The following is a 16,597-nucleotide window of genomic DNA, read 5'->3' on the forward strand; positions in this document are numbered from 1 at the left end:
ATGATAAACCTCTGCTGGAGAATAGGGATGCTTTTTCATAACACCAAATTCCATTTAGGGTTCTTAAAGTCTGGTTTATCTTTTTACTTTGTCAAGTTCAGAGGAGCAATTTGTTCATTATCCTGTCCTAGAGGGCCGGTCTACCAGGAGGGAATCCTGGTGCGCTGGGATGAAAGATAATATGCGTCAATAGAGCCTTGAAGCAAACCCTCACACTTTATGGAGAGCATCTGGTTTGATGAGCGGTATCCAGAGTGACATTGCAATGTTATATTTTGTAAAAAATACTCGGCCTGTTTGGAGAATGAGGATGCGCTATCTGTACCCTGAACCCATAAAACCGGGAGATACCATTGGGCTGGTTACGCCATCAAGTCCTATGCTTCCTGAATTGTTCGAAGTGGGTATTTCCTATCTAGAGCAAAACGGTTTTCAGGTGAAATTAGGACAACATGTGCATGCTGTCGATCGGTTTTTAGCTGGTGAGGATGAGTATCGGGCTAAAGACATTATGGATTTTTTTATGGATGATGAAGTCAAAATGATTATGGCTATGGGGGGAGGTTATGGATCACAACGAATACTCCCTCTTCTTGATTATGAACTCATCCAATCTCGACCTAAGCATTTAAGTGGATTTAGTGATACTACCGCCTTGCAAGCTGCTTTATACAAGAAAACGGGATTGGTTTCTTGTTCTGGCTTTGTATTTGGTGATTTGGCAGCAGGTAAACTTGACTCTTTAATTGAGCAGACTCTTTGGGCATGCCTAAAAAATGAGGCCTTTCAAATCAAAAAAGGACAAACCATGCAGCCTGGAGTGGTTAAAGGGCGGTTGGTGGGTGGAAATTTAGAAGCTTGGACTTCATTGATGGGGACACCTTTTCAACCGGAGGTTAAGCACTGTATTTTACTGCTGGAGGATGTGGGTGCGGAACCTTATCAAGTAGACAGTCGCCTCTCACAATTGGATTTAGCTGGGGTCTTTACACAGGTTGCAGGGGTTATTTTTGGTCAATTTGCGCGTTGTACAGCAAAATATTTTCCCAAACGTGATGGAACGGTAGATGACGTGATTGAGGAGTGGGCGTTGCGACTCAAAGTTCCTTGTATTAAAAATTTTCCTTATGGACATTTTCCCAGACGCTGTGTATTACCTCTTGGTAAAGAAGTTCTTTTGAATGCAGACCAATGCACTCTCTCCATATTATAAAAAAGGCTTATCAAAGCGAGTGTTTTCTTGTACAATAAGTGTCAATATTGTTTATTTTGTGGGATGTTGCATGTCGTTTGCTGATACTGTAAAAAGCATTCAAGCCGAATTCTTTCCGCCTGAATCGAATCAACACATACACCCAGAAGCATTCTTTCTATCTCTGGAAACGCTTTATTTAAAGGAAATTAAGAAGCTCATCATACAATTAAATGGCGCGCAGGGCGCAAAATCAAGTCAAATATTAGCCCAAATTCACGAGACAGACAGACTGTATCTTGATGCCCGCGGAATGGAAATTACGGCTCAAGTCTTATTCAGCCGTCATGGGGAATGCGGCATGTTGGGACAAAAGAAACTGGGCCTAAGTCCTAATGCAGCGATTTCAGAAGAGGCTGAAAAAAACATGGCCATAACGAATCAACTCAGTGGCGCTTTATTGTGCTACTCCTCGCAAGAGCACCCTCCCTTGATTGCTGTCTCGCCAATGAATCGAGCCATGCAAACTGCTAGCTTAGTAATTCCCCAAGAAATTAATAATGCAGACATAAAGGTTTTGCCTTTTTTGACAGAAAACAGTGTTTCACCTTCGGGTTTTGATGTGCGTTCGATAGCTGATATGCAGGAGTTATATGATCAGCTTTCTTTTTGGACCTCTCCGTTTAAAAAACTTCTTTTAAAACTGTCCATCTGGACACATAGTGATGAGGATTTCAGCCCGCTTTATGAGAAAAGAAAGAGTGCTGCAGAAAAAATAGAGCAGCATGGCAAAAATAAAATTCTTTCTGATGGCGATAAACCGGATGTTTGTCAAAACCTAAAATACCATGGTGACAAAATACTCGAAACTAAAACGTTGATTAATACGGTTACTCAACGAGATTGTTGGTTGTTTGGGCATGGAAGAAATTTCAGAGCTTTTTTTCAAGATGTTTTTGGTATGGATACTGATTTTGACTATGGAGAAACACGTCGAGTTTATAAGACAAAAATCAACGACAAGATTTCATTGTATAACCCTCCCTATGCTTTGGTCATTAATCAAAAAACGGGGAAAATTGAAGGGAAATATACGGGGGGGGCGACTATGCCCCTGCAAAAAAAATCAGTCGACCCTGATTATGCCTCCTCATCTGAAGGAAAAACTATTCCCAATGCTCCCAAGGCGATGGCTCAACTTGGGAGCCCTGTGATAGCCGAGAGCGGGACCTTGGAAAAACAAGCGCCGAAGAATTCAGCAGGTGTAGAAGAAAGAGCAGACCCAGAAAATGAAATTCAAGTTTATGAACGAAGTCCTCTGATAAATACAAGCAATTAATTTTTATTCTCCATGGCAAGAGATACCTCATTTGCTAGTGAGTATTAGCGAGTTAAAAAGGATGTCACGTTTCGATTCGATTTACGTTTTAATGCAAGGAATGCTAAAGTGTCTCAATCGCTTCTAATTTGATAAACGCAAATTTGAATACCATGTTTGATGCAATTATTTTTGATTTTGATGGGGTTATTTTAGACAGTGAGCCTATTCATTATGAGGCATATAGTCATGTACTTAAGCCATTTGGAATAACCATCAGTTATCCCGAGTATATGGAACATTACCTGGGTTTATCCGACAAAGATATGTTTCCTAAGTTACTTCACAATAAGGGACTCAATTTTTCCAAGGCAGAAGTTCAACGCTTGATTCAGCAAAAAACACAAGCTTATACGAACCTTATTAATACGTGTGACCCATTACCACTGATTGTAGACTTTGACCAGTTCCTCTTTAAAATTGCCCCTAAGGTAAAAAAAATTGCTATTTGTAGTGGTTCCAGTCGCGGTGAGATAACCACAGTACTTTCTAAAGTAAGACAAGGAAAATTGCATGCATATTTTGATACGATTGTTACTGCTGAGGATGTGCAGGCCGGAAAACCTTCACCGGAAGGATATTTATTAACGGCTCAACGTTTAGATGTTGTTCCTGGGCGTTGCTTGGTTATCGAAGACACACCCTATGGAGTAAAAGCGGCCAAAGCTGCAGGGATGCAGGTCATTGGTTTAATGACCAGCTACGATCGCCATCAATTTTTAGCTGCAGATCACGTCATTACTGGATACAGGAAATTATTGGCGAGAGTTTGGTAATGGGGCAAAAATACCGTTGCAAACACCCAGGCTACAATCCAGGAATCGCTTTATTGATTCGCTAGCCAGTCTTCATGAGTTAAGGCAAAACGAAAATGATCACACCATATACCATTTATTTTCAAATATCTTGGTGAAAATCCTTCTTTGAGAAACCCATTTCGGGTGACTAAATGTATGGATGAAGTATTAGTGGGTTGGATGTTTGCTTCGAGCCGGTGTAACTTTAAGTTTAAAAAAATTTCTTTTAAAACCAATTTTAATGCTTGGCTCATTAAGCCTTGGCCCGCATGGGTTACCGATGCAAAATAACCCAAATAGGCGCTTTGAAAGACGCTTCGCACAATCTCACTGATGTTAAACACGCCAATTATGTCTTCGTTTTGATTTAATGCCAAATAACACCGACGATCTTCTTGCAAGGATTTTTGTAAATAACTTTGAAATTCTTCATGGGTTTGTGGTGCGCTGACAAAAGGGTAGTGAAAATCACGGCTTTTTTGCATGGTCAGGAGAAAATGACCCTCATCGAGCTGATTCAATTGACGCAGATGTATTGTATTTAGCTGCATGCATAAACATGAATGTTTGGCGAAAGGTAATATTATCATAATTATTAAAAAGAGTTTATGGGGTTTAAGTAGATGAACAAATGGTGGTTTGCAATCAGGGATGGTCTCAATTTGAAACGCCCCATCATTTGAGATAGAATCGCGCAAAAAAATAACAGGGACTGTAACCATGCCGCTCATTGTTAATTTATCTTCCATACATGCCTTAAAACCAATAAATACCTGTGTTCGGTCCTTTGAAGAGCTTTGCGATCATTATTCGACCGGTTGTTTCAGTTCGTGTTCCAGTTTTTTTCAATCATGGACAAACTATGCTTGGCTTATGTATCAATTGGGTAGGAATGATTCTAAATTAATTCAGCCTTATCGGTTAGGGATGCTCAGCACCGAACAATTTCTCGAGCGGTTACTGCACATTTTTTCTTTTCTTAAAGATGCAACTCCTGAGTTGGGTGAACTGGAGCAACTGAGGAGTAAGCAGTTGTATTCTAAAACTTTTGCAATGATGCTCCTGGAAAATGCTTGGAATTCGCAAATTAGTTGGGATGAAACAAAAACGGATTATCTTCCTGCATTAATTCGTGAAGCAGAACGAAGTGATTTACAAGTACAGGGAGCCTCCCATTCATCGGCGTCTCAGCCTAAAAGGGACCCTATTTATTTCATAGCCAATACCAATGAATTGCATGTGTTACAGATTCTTAATTTGCTGCGCAAAGAATACCCATACCTCAATTTTTATCGGAATGTTGATGTAAGTGTCAAAGAAGATAAAACTCCAGTTGAAATTGCACCAGGCATTTTTCTTTGTTTGTCCTATCGTTACCAGCTGTTTAAAACACAGGATGAAACGCAAGCGATGAATCCTGGTTCAACCATGTCATTACTGAATTATTTGGTGACGAGACAACTTAAAGATAGTCCAGCTTCTGAGATTCGTGTGATTAGCCAATATCAATCCGATTTGGTTGAGGCACTGCGCGTGGGTATTGATGCGGATCATATGTATCAGGCAGATGATTATTTTTCAGTACACACTTTAAATTTGAAAAAAACGAATTAAGTCGATGCGTACCTTAGGTTTAGCTATCGTATTATTCTTTTTCCTAATGGGGAGTTCAACGAGTATGGCGATGGATATAGTTACTGTAGAGCAGCCTGAATATCGTCAGGTTCTAAAAGATAAAGCTCAGGAAGTTGCCTTTCCTTTAAGTCAAGCAGATAAGGATTTAATTGGTGCCATGAAACGTAAATTACATGGTTTGGGGGGCGTGGGGCTGGCTGCACCTCAGGTTAATGTTTCGCGAAGAATTATTGCGATTTATATTCCTGAAGAGGCGACGTTACTTCGGGATAATGTGAAACAATTCTATTCGATGCATATTATGATTAATCCCAGTTACGAACCGGTGGCAGGCTCTGGAATGAATTACGATTTTGAAGGGTGTTACTCGGTTTCCAGCAAATCAGGAAAGGTCCCTCGTTATGAGCAAATCACCGTCAGCTACTATGATGAATCAGGCCAGTTTCATCAACAAATTGAAGAAGGATTTTATGCGCGGGTTTTACAGCACGAAATTGATCACTTAAATGGCTTTTTAATTCTTGATAGGCTAACTCCAGATTGCATCCAAGGAACTCTCGAAGAAATGATGGCTTTGCGACGAGCATCTTTGCCTCCAGAAAAAAGAATTATTTTTGATCAGGTCATGGCGAGAAAAGCAAAAAAATAGCCGGGCAGTGCGTGCAAGAATGTCGCGAAGGTTGATTTTTTAAATCATTTTTCCGCGAGAATACTCAGATTTACTCTTGATGAGTTCAGGTAAATTTTGGACAGATAACTGCGCTTTTGCTTGTTGGTAACCTGCGTCGATAATTTCTTTAAATTTTTTAAAGTCCAAAATTCCGTAATTGTCTACTTTTAAAGTAATACCATAATCTGCCATAGCCATCATTTTCGCAGTATTTTGATGGGAGCTTATGGTTAAAAGCCGCAGTACTAACTCACCTAAATTAATGGGCAATATGGACTCTTTTCCCAAAAATTTATTGTAAAGCAATTTCCAACCAGAAAGTGAGTAAGGCAATGGGGACAGTTTGAACGATGTGGCATTATTAACGTTAGAGGCAATGATTTTGCTGCTATGTGAATACTGTCGCATGACATCAGTGGGTATATTATTGAGTACACCTCCATCAATAAGTAGCTTATCGTTGAAAGATACCGGAGGGTAAATAAAAGGGAGAGAAATACTTGATCGAATTGATTCCCATAGTAGACCCCTATCATGGACATACAAATTTTTGCTGACCAAATCTGTTGATACACAAAAATAGTTAAGCCATAAATCTTCAATTTTACTGTGTTCACCATAGAGTTCGATCAGACTGTCTGTGGCTCTTCTTCCAGTAGCAATTGAAATATAGGGGAAGGTAAAATCAATCTTAGTGCCTTTAATCAAATAATCTTCGACCAATTTCAACAGCTCAGCCGAAGAATACCCCATAGCAAAAACGGCACCGAGCATTGCGCCCATACTGGTTCCAGCGATATAGTCTACGGGTATCCCTCTTTCTTCTAGCAAGCGATAAACGCCGATATGAGCAAGACCTCGAGCACCACCACCGCTGAGTACCAGAGAAATAGTATTGTCAGTAAAGATACGCATCATCCGAGCAATACCGGCCTCTGTATTGCTTCGAACATGGAAGTGAGTATTTACCGCTCTTTTTTCGAGCCAAGCTTGAGTATTATGAGGTGGAGTTGCAGCGTGATGCATCAGCACTAATACGCTACGTTTAATAAAATTATGTTGGGAATGTAATACATAGTGTTCTACTTCAGATAAATCAGAATTATGTTCTTCTGCGAGCGCTAAGTACGCGATTGAATCGGCTTGGCGTACGCAAAATTTAGTCCAGTTTGTTATTGTTTCATCAGCGAGGTAAAAAATAAAAGAGTATTCTTTTTCGAGTTGATCAATCCATAAAATTCCTTGATCACTCATGGTTCCATTCTCATCGAGAAAGTTTTTTTTATTTTTTAAATAACTACTGGTTAACAAGAGAATTTTTTCTCCATAAGAAAAACGGAAAATCATTTCTTGCAACTGAAATTCGAGGTCATAAATGGGTTTTATAGGAATCAGGGCGATTGATTTGTTACGAGAGTCTGGAGGCTGAATTCCTTGCAGTGAGTCAGTCAATCGTTTAATCGTGAATTGAGTTATTTTGTTCAAAAGTTCCGGATGAGATTTGCATAATTTCAAAAAATTGTTCTTGGATAACTTTAAGATAATGCTATCACGTAATGTGTACACATTGGCTGAGCGTGGTAAGTCAGACAACAGTGCCATTTCTCCAATGATTGACCCTTCATGTAATTCGCCTTGATAAGTCACATTTCCCTCTGTATCCGTGACTTGATAATAAAGGCGACCCTTAATCAGAATGTAAAGATCATTCATATTCTCCCCTTTTCTAATCAAGAGGGAATCGCCAGTTTGTGATTCTATTTCAAGAACACGAGATAGTTTTAAAAGACAAGCCTGACTCATCAAACTGAAGGGTTCATGTTGTTTGATGAATTCATAAATTTCTTCTGAGGTAAATAAGGGTGCATTCATAATCTATCGTTAAAGCAGTACATATTTATTCTGATTATAGACAATTGTAGCGATTACGAGGGGATTATCTTTAAAAGGCCCAGATTTCAGCATGTTGTCCGACGCAAATTCCCTGTTCTGATGTGGAGAACCTTCTCGAAATTGATAATACGGCATGGGAGGCTTTGAGCATGGAAAACCATTAATTTTCAAAGGTAACTTGACAAAATTAAATATTACTTTCTAAAATGCAAGTGGCTAAATTTTATTTTGCCTATAGCTTATTTAACTAACTCTAAAAGGAATTAAGTAAATGAACAAATTACAATTAACAGGCGTTGCTCTTGCAATTGGTGCAGCTTCAATGTTTGCTATTGCTCCAGCTTTTGCTGCTGATGCAGCTTCTGGTATGGTTAAATGCCAAGGTGGTAACGCTTGTAAAGGTCAAGGCGCTTGCAAAACTGCAAACAACGCTTGTAAAGGCCAAAATGCTTGCAAAGGCAAAGGCATGAGCGAAATGTCTAAAGAAGATTGCCAAAAAGCTGGTGGTACTGTTGTTGAGTAATTCACACTAAGCATTGCCTTACTCCAGGCATGTATTGCGTGCCTGGTTTCAAATTTCCCTCGGATTTCATCTATGGACAGCCCAAAATATAAAGTGACTCAAAAAATGCCTTTTTTAGGTTTTGGTTTGGGATTACGACCTGATTATTATGAAGAAATATTAACGCAAAAACCTAATCTGGATTGGTTTGAGATTCTTACCGAAAATTATATGGTTCCGGGCGGAAAACCGCTGTACTATCTGGACCAAATACGAGCTCACTATCCTATGGTGATGCATGGCGTGTCACTTTCATTAGGTAGTACGGACCCTCTGGATGGAGAATATTTAAAACAACTGAAGGAGTTAGCGGCGCGGGTCGAACCGAAATGGATTTCTGATCATTTATGCTGGACTGGAGTTAACGGCATTAATGCTCATGATTTATTGCCTATTCCCTATACGCGTGAAGCAGTAAGCCACGTTGTTTCACGAATTCAGCAGGTACAGGATTTTTTAGGACGTCCTCTGTTAATCGAAAACGTTTCCAGCTATCTTACTTACCAACAATCTGAAATGTCCGAATGGGAATTTATTCAAGAAATTGTCAGGCAAGCGGATTGTTACATTTTGCTCGATGTCAATAATATTTATGTCAGCTCTATAAATCATCAATTTAATGCTATGGATTATATTTTAGCTATGCCTCCCGAACGTGTAGCTCAGATCCATTTAGCGGGTCACTCGAATCATGGAGATTACATTATTGATACCCATGATGCTCCAGTCATTAAACCCGTTTGGGATCTTTATGCAGCCACATTGCAACATCTTGGCCCCATATCAACGATGATTGAACGAGATGATAATATGCCTCCTCTTGCTGAGTTGCTTGCGGAAATCAATCATGCACGCCGAATTGCAGAATCCATTTTGGTTGAAGAGGTGCTTGTATGACCCAGCTTATGCAGCTACAAGATCAATTTCAAAAATTTTTATTAACAGAACACATTGAAATCCATAATTCTATTGTGCAAACTGAACTGGTTTCCGTGGATACTCGCCTAGGTATTTATCGTGATGCTTATAAACTTAGGCTAATTGAAAGCTTGAGTACCAATTTTCCCACCTTATATTCTTATTTAGGAACTGAGGAGTTTAATAAGTTATCAACGTATTATATCAATGCTCATCCTTCTTGTTATCGCTCCATTCGTTGGTATGGCGACCTATTATCTGAGTTCATTAAGCACAATTACCCACAATATCCCTATTTGGCCGAATTAGCTGATTTTGAGTGGAGAATGAGCCTGGCCTTTGATTCTGCTGATGCACCAGTAGTTCGGATCGAGGATATGGCTGCTGTTCCACCTGAAGCTTGGGCAAATTTACAATTTGTTCTTCATCCATCCCTGCAACGAATCAATTACTTTTGGAATACAATTCCTCTTTGGCAAGCTTTATCTCATGATCACGAGTTACCTGAGTTGCAACAAAATTCAGCCCCAACTCCCTGGGTTTTATGGCGTGCACCGGAATATATGCTTCGATTTTACAGTATGTCTGAAGAAGAGGCTTGGCTTTTGGATGGCATATTACAAGGATTATCCTTTGGTGCTCTTTGCGAGGGGCTTTGTCAATGGGTTAATCCCGAGGAGGTAGGGATGAAAGCTGCTTCTTATCTCAAGGGGTGGATTCAACAGGGGATGTTGTCGCAATTATTGATTGCCAATTAGGACCTATCCCCATTTCTACTGTCTTGGCCAAACTGTCCCGATATTCTGTGTTCCGATGCTCACATACTGGTGTATGCTGCGCGTCGGTGCTCTAAAATCGGGCCATTAAGGCTCAAGCTAGCGAAATGGGAATAGGTCCTGTCATTTTGGCCAAATGGCCCTGAATTTCTGTGCTCTGATGCGCACATACTGATGTATGCAGCATTTCGGTGCTCTAAAATCGGGCCATTTAGGCTCAAGCTAGGCTCGTTTGCGACCCAACAAAGTAACAATGGGCGGTAAAATAGAAATGAATATGATGCCATAAATGACTACGGAAAAATTTTCTTTAACTATGGGGATTGAACCCAGGAAATAACCCAAACTTAACAGACTAGCAATCCAAATTAAGGCGCTAATCAAATTGTAGAGTGAAAAATGAACCACTCGCATCGTTCCTATACCCGCAACAAAGGGAGCAAAAGTGCGTATGATGGGAAGAAAACGTGCAAAAACTATCGTTTTTCCCCCATGCTTCTCATAAAAAGCATGAGTTTCCTGCAAATGCTTTTTATTGAGTAACCAGGATTTATCAGTAGAAAAAATACGTGGGCCCAGTAGGCGTCCCACCAGGAAATTGATTTGGTTTCCTAAGACTGAAGCGACAAAAAGCAGTAGGAATAGAAGGGAAATATTTAAAGGATTTCCAGGTTGGGCTGCAATACTTCCGGCAGCAAAAAGTAAAGAGTCTCCCGGTAGAAAAGGTGTCACAATAAGTCCAGTTTCACAGAAGATCACCGCGAATAGAATAAAATAGGTCCAAAATCCATAAGTTGAAACAATGGCATTTAAATAAACATCAACGTGAATTATATAATCAAAAAAATTGTTTAAATGCATTTTATACTTGAAGTTAAAGTTAAATAGCAAATATTCTTACATACTTATTTCTTAAATAATATAAATTTTATATTATTTAGGATGTATTCAGTTTTCCTTTCTATAACATAGACCAGTTATAAGAATTGTGTCGATTAAAATGAATTTATGCCAAGGAAAATGGAAAAAATATAAAAATAATAAGAAAACCTATCTATGAATACTTTATTCCATCTTGCATTCCCGATTCATGATCTTGCATCGGCAAAAGATTTTTATCATCATAAATTGGGTTTTTCCCTAGGGCGTGAATCAGAGCATGCTTTAATTTTGAAATTTGGCAATAATCAAATCGTTGCACATAAAATTGATACTCTTCCCCCAGCGCAAGAAGGTATTTACCCGAGACATTTCGGCCTCATTTTTCTTGAACAACACGAATTTGATGCCTTCTGGGAAAAAATTAAAAAGGCACAAATACCTTTTGAAATTCCTCTAAAAATTAGATTTAAAGGAACGCGTATTGAACATCAATCTTTTTTCCTGAAAGATCCAAGCAATAATCTCCTGGAATTTAAATACTATTCTTTTGACTCTGCAATTTTCGGTGAACACGATTTTAAAACAATTGGTGAATCGTCTTAGGAATAAAAGTAAAAAATTTCCTCCCCCGTTCGCGCTAGAAGGGCAGTTTACCCTGTTCATTAGCGCAATCAAATTGCCTGATGCGATCGATGTGAGCTCCACTGGTTCCTCCCATATCCCGAGTTTAACGAGTGCGTTGTGCCGCAGCCAGCAGATCCCCGCTATGCTCGCGATGACGGGAATAGGAGGAATGAAGATTTATTACTCAGTAGCAATATAAGAAATTGGCTGTACCTGTGGCGACCGGGCAAAATCTGCCGGCGCAATGAAGCCTTCTTGATTATAATCTATAGTAATACCAACCGATTTATAACAAATGGCTACATATTCTGAACAAATAAATGCATGAGGCGAGGTAACCTCGGGGCTCGTGTTGTCAAATCCGAATGCATCCATTCCTATACGAGCAGCGATTTTAAGAATTTCCTCTGTATTATAAGGGTAACCAAGTAGATCAACGGCTTGCTTTGATAAATTGGGAAGCGCGTCAGTCGGAAAATCCTGATAACGTGCCACCATTAACCTTCCAGGATATCCCTTCCCACTTCCGTTATAGTTACGCACATAACTGCTTAAAGGAACAGTGCGTACGCCAATGGTTTCAACACTTTCCATGACCATGATGCGATCAATCGCTTCTAGACGTACAATAAATGCGATATGGCTCCAAACACTGTTCGTTGCTCCTTTAATCATCGAAGACATTAAAGAATTACCGGATGCAAATAAAAGGTTGCCCGTTTTTAAAGTATCTCTTATTTGATCATAACTACTCGTGTTGACATTAGGAAAATCTTCTCGAGGAAAACTATCCATAGTTACTCCAGAAATATAAAATGACCTTTAATATAGCTTTTGTTGATGCATTTTAAAAGCAATAGACCCTCGTATTTCGATTACTTAGGTATCTAGGCTTACGTTGAAGAATACTTCTTCTAATCTTACAATGCATTGTTATCAGTTTGGATTTTTAGCCAAGGATTGTTGTGCGTTTCTTATTCCCGATCGGTTTGTTCTTAAGCGCCATTCTCTTATTTAGCATTCAACCTATGGTTGCAAAAACCTTGTTGCCTTTTTATGGAGGAACGCCAGCAGTTTGGATTTTATGTATGCTATTTTTTCAAGTGATCCTATTGTTTGCTTATTTATATGCTGCATTGCTTAGCTTTTTGAATAACTCTTTTTCATGGCGGTTGATACACAGTGTACTTGTTATTTTGAGTTTTTTAGTTTTTCCTCTTTTATTTAAGCCTGTGAGTTTTAATGATTATCCAGAGTGGAGTATTTTATTTGCTTTGTTAACCCAATTAGGATTGCCCCTAGTTGTTATTGGGGCTTCAGCACCTTTATTACAGTTTGCATACAGCCAGACTAAAGAAAAAGGGGCGGCGGATCCCTATTTTTTATATTCTGCTTCGAATCTGGGAAGTCTTTTATCTTTATTGCTTTATCCTTGGGTAGTTGAGCGTTTTATTGGGCTCAAAAATCAGTACTACTTATGGAGTATACTCTATGTACTCTATGTGGTTTTGTTGTTTATTGTTCTCTATGTTCCTCAATATCAACCGTTGGAAGAACAAAATAAACGAGTCCAAGAGTGGCATTGGCAAAAAATAGGCTATTGGATTTTTTTCAGTTTTGTTCCCTGTAGCTTAATGCTTGGAGTGACTCTATATATTACTACGGATATCGCAGCAACGCCTTTATTTTGGGTATTGCCTTTGGCATTGTATCTGCTTACTTTTGTACTGATATTTACGAAAAAACCGTTAATTTCATTCTCATGGATAGCACAAAACAGTATTTTTTTTCTTATTTTTCCAATCATTGGCTTTATTTTAACTGCAACTCAAATAAAGGTTTGGCAAAGTATTGTCTTTCATTTGTTAAATTTTTTTATTCTAGCCTTACTCTGCCATGGCCAATTGTTTTTAAGTAGGCCAAAACCACAATCACTCACTTTATTTTATTTTTGTTTGGCTCTTGGTGGCGTATTAGCCGGTGTATTTAATGGAGTTATAGCCCCCCATTGGTTTAATCAGGTGTACGAATATCCTTTAGCAATCTTGCTCAGTTTATTTGCTTTACCTCAACGGACAAAAAAAAGCGGTTGGTGGCTTCCTCTGGTGGTACTGGCTCTTTTGCTATTTCATTACCTCATCCTTGATCTTCATTGGCCAGGAGGTTTTACCTCATTTCAAATGTGTGCTCTTCTGGCATTAATTCTGATCATTGTTTGGCAAAAAAATAGAACCAGTTTAATCCTGTCTTTATTGATTTTATTTGGGTTTATTTTTTCACCCTTATTACAGGACGAGACTATTTTAATACAAGAACGTGATTTTTATGGGGTAAAAAAAGTAATAGATAAACAAGGAACACATGCTTTAATCAATCAGTCCACAGTGCATGGATTACAGGTGATGGACGAGAAAAAACCTAATGGAAGTAGTTCTTATTATGGAGCGCTTCGACCCGTAGTTGATGCCATGCAACAACAAAAGCGTTCTTTGTCAGTAACCGTCATTGGCTTAGGCATTGGGACGATGACTTGTCAATTTAGAAGGGAGGATCACATTAAAGTAATCGAAATTGATAATCAGGTCATCCAATTGGCAAACAATCCTTTTCTATTCACTTACTTACGAGATTGTCCTGCGCAGGTGACTATTATAAAAAATGATGGACGATTAGCGGTAGAACAATTGCCCGATCATTCCCAGAACTTGTTAATAGTCGATGCCTTTAATTCTGATGCAATACCAGTACATTTATTAACTTTTGAAGCATTTACTTTATACAAACAAAAAATTACCAAAGATGGTGGGATATTAATTAATTTAAGTAATCGGCATTTGCAATTATTGCCTGTGATTAATGCTGCGGGCAGGTCTTTAGAGCTGATGGTATTTTATATACATAACAAAGGAATTCCGGCATTAGCTCAGTTTGATTCGGAGTGGGCCTTTTTGACCTTTAATGAAGCTCTTGCTTTTCAATTGATGAAAGGGACTAACTGGCGGTTTGATGCAAGTAACGAACAGTTCTTATGGACCGATGATTATTCTAATCTGATTCCGTTATTAAAGTGGTAATATTAGTTTTAGATGTAGGTTGGGCCTTGGCCCAACATCGTTTTAGACGAAATGAAGGATGGAGTTTTTCTTGGGCCAAGGGCCCAACCTCCATTAAGTGAATCAATGGACAAAAATTAATGAGTTACACTTCAGCTAAGTTGCCTTTGCTTTCTAACCAGACTTTTCTATCACTGGCGCGTTTTTTATTTAACATCATATCCATAATTGCTTCAGCCCCTTGTTCATCATCCAAAGTTAACTGAACCAACCGTCTGGTATTCGGATCCATCGTTGTTTCACGTAATTGAATGGGATTCATTTCACCCAAACCTTTAAATCGTTGAACATTGGTTTTTGCTCGAGATGTTTGAGCCAAGTGGTTGAGGATACGATTTTTCTCCTCATCATCGAGTGCGTAATAAACTTCTTTGCCTGCATCAATTCGATAAAGAGGCGGCATGGCAACAAATACATGGCCTGCCTGGACTAGTGGTTTAAAATGCCGTAAAAATAAGGCACAGATTAGCGTAGCAATGTGTGCGCCATCTGAATCTGCATCGGCGAGAATACATAATTTACCATAACGCAAGCCGCTCAGATCGGATGAACCAGGGTCAACCCCAATAGCTACTGAGATATCATGAATTTCCTGCGACGCTAAAACTTGAGATGAATCCACCTCCCAAGAGTTAAGAATTTTTCCACGGAGGGGCAAAATCGCTTGGAAATCTTTGTTACGTGCTTGTTTTGCAGAACCTCCTGCTGAGTCTCCTTCGACTAAAAATAATTCAGCTTGACTGAGATCAGTGAGCAAACAATCAGCCAATTTGCCGGGGAGGGCAGGGCCTTGACTGACCCGTTTGCGTGCTACTTGTTTGGCTTGTCTCAACCGTTTTTGCGCTCGATCGATTGCTAAAGAGGCAATGGCCTCACCTTGATTGCGATGTTGGTTGAGCCAAAGTGCAAAAGCATCTTTAACCACATTACTGACAAATGCGGAAATTTGACGGGAACTCAAACGTTCTTTAGTTTGGCCTGCAAATTGCGGCTCTTTCATTTTCACGGATAGGACGTATTGGCAAGGTTCCCACAAATCATCTGCAGTCAGTTTTATGCCTCGGGGTAGTAAATTTCTCAGTTCACAAAACTCTGCCATCGCATCAAACAAGCCAGAGCGTAAGCCATTAACATGGGTACCGCCTTGAATCGTGGGGATTAAATTGACATAACTCTCACTGAAACCAGCGCTTCCCCCATTGGACCAAACCAAGGCCCAGTCAACCGTTGCTTCGTCACTTTTGAATTCGCCTGTAAAGGGCTCCTCAGGTAAGTAATCTCCATCAGGTAACGATTGATTTAAATAATCAATAAGTCCCTGCTCATAGCACCAATGCATTTCTTCATTGCTTGTTTTATTGACAAAAGTCATGGACAAGCCAGTGCAGAGCACCGCCTTTGCTCTGAGTACGTGCGTTAAATGTTTGACTGAAATACGAGTAGTATCAAAGTACTTAGGATTTGGCCAAAAACGAATAATCGTACCTGTATCTCTTTTTTTAGTAATGCCTGTTTCATTTAATTCGCATACTTTGTCGCCATTGGCAAAAGACATTTGGTAAATAATGCCATTACGTTTGATGGTAACATCCAGACGATCAGAAAGTGCGTTGACAACAGAAACACCCACCCCATGTAAACCACCTGAGAAGCTGTAATTTTTATCTGAAAATTTGCCCCCGGCATGTAATCGAGTCATAATGACTTCCACACCACTTAAGCCTAATTGCGGATGTAAATCCACGGGCATTCCACGACCATCATCTTCAACTTCAATAGAACCATCCTCATGAAGGGTAACACGAATATGGCTTGCAAAGCCGGCCAATACCTCATCGACACTGTTATCAATTACTTCTTGAGCTAAATGGTTTGGACGCGTTGTATCGGTATACATGCCGGGTCGTCGTTGAACAGGTTCGAGTCCACTTAAGACTTCAATTGCTTGGGCAGTATAATTTTCTGACATGGGTATTTCTCTAATAAAAGTTATCTTTATTTTACCATACATTATGATACAGTAGGACGAAAGACGAATATTCCTTTTCTAAATCTATTATAAAGAGCCTCTATTCTGCAACTGACAAGTAAAGACTCTTGGGAAAAAGCCACATTTGGCGCATCTTGAGAGAAAGTGATTCCCGAAACAGCGCAGCA

General features: G+C 39.4%; 15 protein-coding genes. 10 read left to right on the forward strand and 5 right to left on the reverse strand.

The genetic code is table 11. The features are described from left to right. Positions 1–310 precede the first annotated feature (310 nt). The 3 genes from OQJ13_RS13130 (at position 311) to OQJ13_RS13140 (ending at position 3,346) form a co-directional block, all read left to right on the forward strand. Complete coding sequence (locus tag OQJ13_RS13130; RefSeq protein WP_265711273.1) at positions 311–1,213, forward strand: S66 peptidase family protein; 903 nt, start codon at positions 311–313, stop codon at positions 1,211–1,213. A 70-nt stretch (positions 1,214–1,283) separates the two neighbouring features. Beyond that, positions 1,284–2,531, forward strand: a complete 1,248-nt coding sequence (locus tag OQJ13_RS13135) for a histidine phosphatase family protein (protein WP_265711274.1) — start codon at positions 1,284–1,286, stop codon at positions 2,529–2,531. Between the two features lie 152 nt (positions 2,532–2,683). Next, positions 2,684–3,346 carry an HAD family hydrolase gene (locus OQJ13_RS13140; protein ID WP_265711275.1) on the forward strand — a complete coding sequence of 221 codons (663 nt, stop codon included), beginning with the start codon at positions 2,684–2,686 and terminating at the stop codon, positions 3,344–3,346. Positions 3,347–3,396: 50 nt separating this feature from the next. Here the strand turns inward: OQJ13_RS13140 and OQJ13_RS13145 are convergent, their stop codons facing one another. After that, complete coding sequence (locus tag OQJ13_RS13145; protein ID WP_265711276.1) at positions 3,397–4,116, reverse strand: GNAT family N-acetyltransferase; 720 nt, start codon at positions 4,114–4,116, stop codon at positions 3,397–3,399. Between OQJ13_RS13145 and OQJ13_RS13150 the strand changes: the two genes are divergently transcribed. Beyond that, positions 4,088–4,981: a hypothetical protein gene (locus OQJ13_RS13150; protein ID WP_265711277.1), complete on the forward strand. Its 894-nt coding sequence runs from the start codon at positions 4,088–4,090 to the stop codon at positions 4,979–4,981. The genes OQJ13_RS13145 and OQJ13_RS13150 overlap by 29 nt on opposite strands. 64 nt (positions 4,982–5,045) lie before the next feature. Beyond that, entirely contained in the window at positions 5,046–5,651 is a 606-nt protein-coding gene (def, locus tag OQJ13_RS13155; protein WP_265711945.1) for a peptide deformylase, read from the forward strand. A gap of 39 nt (positions 5,652–5,690) precedes the next feature. Here def and OQJ13_RS13160 read toward each other — a convergent pair whose 3' ends face one another. After that, on the reverse strand, positions 5,691–7,544 hold the full coding sequence (locus tag OQJ13_RS13160; RefSeq protein ID WP_265711278.1) for a cyclic nucleotide-binding and patatin-like phospholipase domain-containing protein: 1,854 nt from the start codon (positions 7,542–7,544) through the stop codon (positions 5,691–5,693). Between the two features lie 292 nt (positions 7,545–7,836). Here OQJ13_RS13160 and OQJ13_RS13165 point away from each other — a divergent pair, with 292 nt between their 5' ends. From OQJ13_RS13165 to OQJ13_RS13175, 3 genes are all read left to right on the forward strand, one after another. Further along, the gene (locus OQJ13_RS13165; protein WP_265711279.1) at positions 7,837–8,088 is read left to right on the forward strand and encodes a hypothetical protein; all 252 of its coding nucleotides are present in this window, start codon (positions 7,837–7,839) and stop codon (positions 8,086–8,088) included. Positions 8,089–8,160: 72 nt separating this feature from the next. Continuing rightward, positions 8,161–9,024, forward strand: coding sequence for a DUF692 domain-containing protein (locus OQJ13_RS13170; RefSeq protein ID WP_265711280.1), 864 nt, complete (start codon positions 8,161–8,163; stop codon positions 9,022–9,024). Further along, a complete protein-coding gene (locus OQJ13_RS13175) occupies positions 9,021–9,803 on the forward strand; it encodes a DNA-binding domain-containing protein (protein WP_265711281.1) in 783 nt (260 codons plus the stop codon). Before OQJ13_RS13170 ends, OQJ13_RS13175 begins: the two co-directional genes overlap by 4 nt. 240 nt (positions 9,804–10,043) lie before the next feature. Here OQJ13_RS13175 and OQJ13_RS13180 read toward each other — a convergent pair whose 3' ends face one another. Beyond that, positions 10,044–10,682 (reverse strand): DedA family protein, encoded by a 639-nt coding sequence (locus OQJ13_RS13180; protein ID WP_265711282.1) that lies wholly within the window; start codon positions 10,680–10,682, stop codon positions 10,044–10,046. Between the two features lie 195 nt (positions 10,683–10,877). Here OQJ13_RS13180 and OQJ13_RS13185 point away from each other — a divergent pair, with 195 nt between their 5' ends. Further along, positions 10,878–11,306 (forward strand): VOC family protein, encoded by a 429-nt coding sequence (locus OQJ13_RS13185; protein ID WP_265711283.1) that lies wholly within the window; start codon positions 10,878–10,880, stop codon positions 11,304–11,306. Between the two features lie 201 nt (positions 11,307–11,507). Here the strand turns inward: OQJ13_RS13185 and OQJ13_RS13190 are convergent, their stop codons facing one another. Beyond that, complete coding sequence (locus OQJ13_RS13190) at positions 11,508–12,122, reverse strand: YiiX/YebB-like N1pC/P60 family cysteine hydrolase (protein ID WP_265711284.1); 615 nt, start codon at positions 12,120–12,122, stop codon at positions 11,508–11,510. Positions 12,123–12,292: 170 nt separating this feature from the next. Between OQJ13_RS13190 and OQJ13_RS13195 the strand changes: the two genes are divergently transcribed. Beyond that, positions 12,293–14,401, forward strand: a complete 2,109-nt coding sequence (locus OQJ13_RS13195; RefSeq protein WP_265711285.1) for a fused MFS/spermidine synthase — start codon at positions 12,293–12,295, stop codon at positions 14,399–14,401. 124 nt (positions 14,402–14,525) lie between these two features. Here the strand turns inward: OQJ13_RS13195 and parE are convergent, their stop codons facing one another. After that, positions 14,526–16,409, reverse strand: a complete 1,884-nt coding sequence (parE, locus tag OQJ13_RS13200; protein WP_265711286.1) for a DNA topoisomerase IV subunit B — start codon at positions 16,407–16,409, stop codon at positions 14,526–14,528. Positions 16,410–16,597: the final 188 nt, after the last annotated feature.

This window comes from Legionella sp. PATHC035, from assembly GCF_026191115.1.
Lineage (GTDB): Bacteria > Pseudomonadota > Gammaproteobacteria > Legionellales > Legionellaceae > Legionella.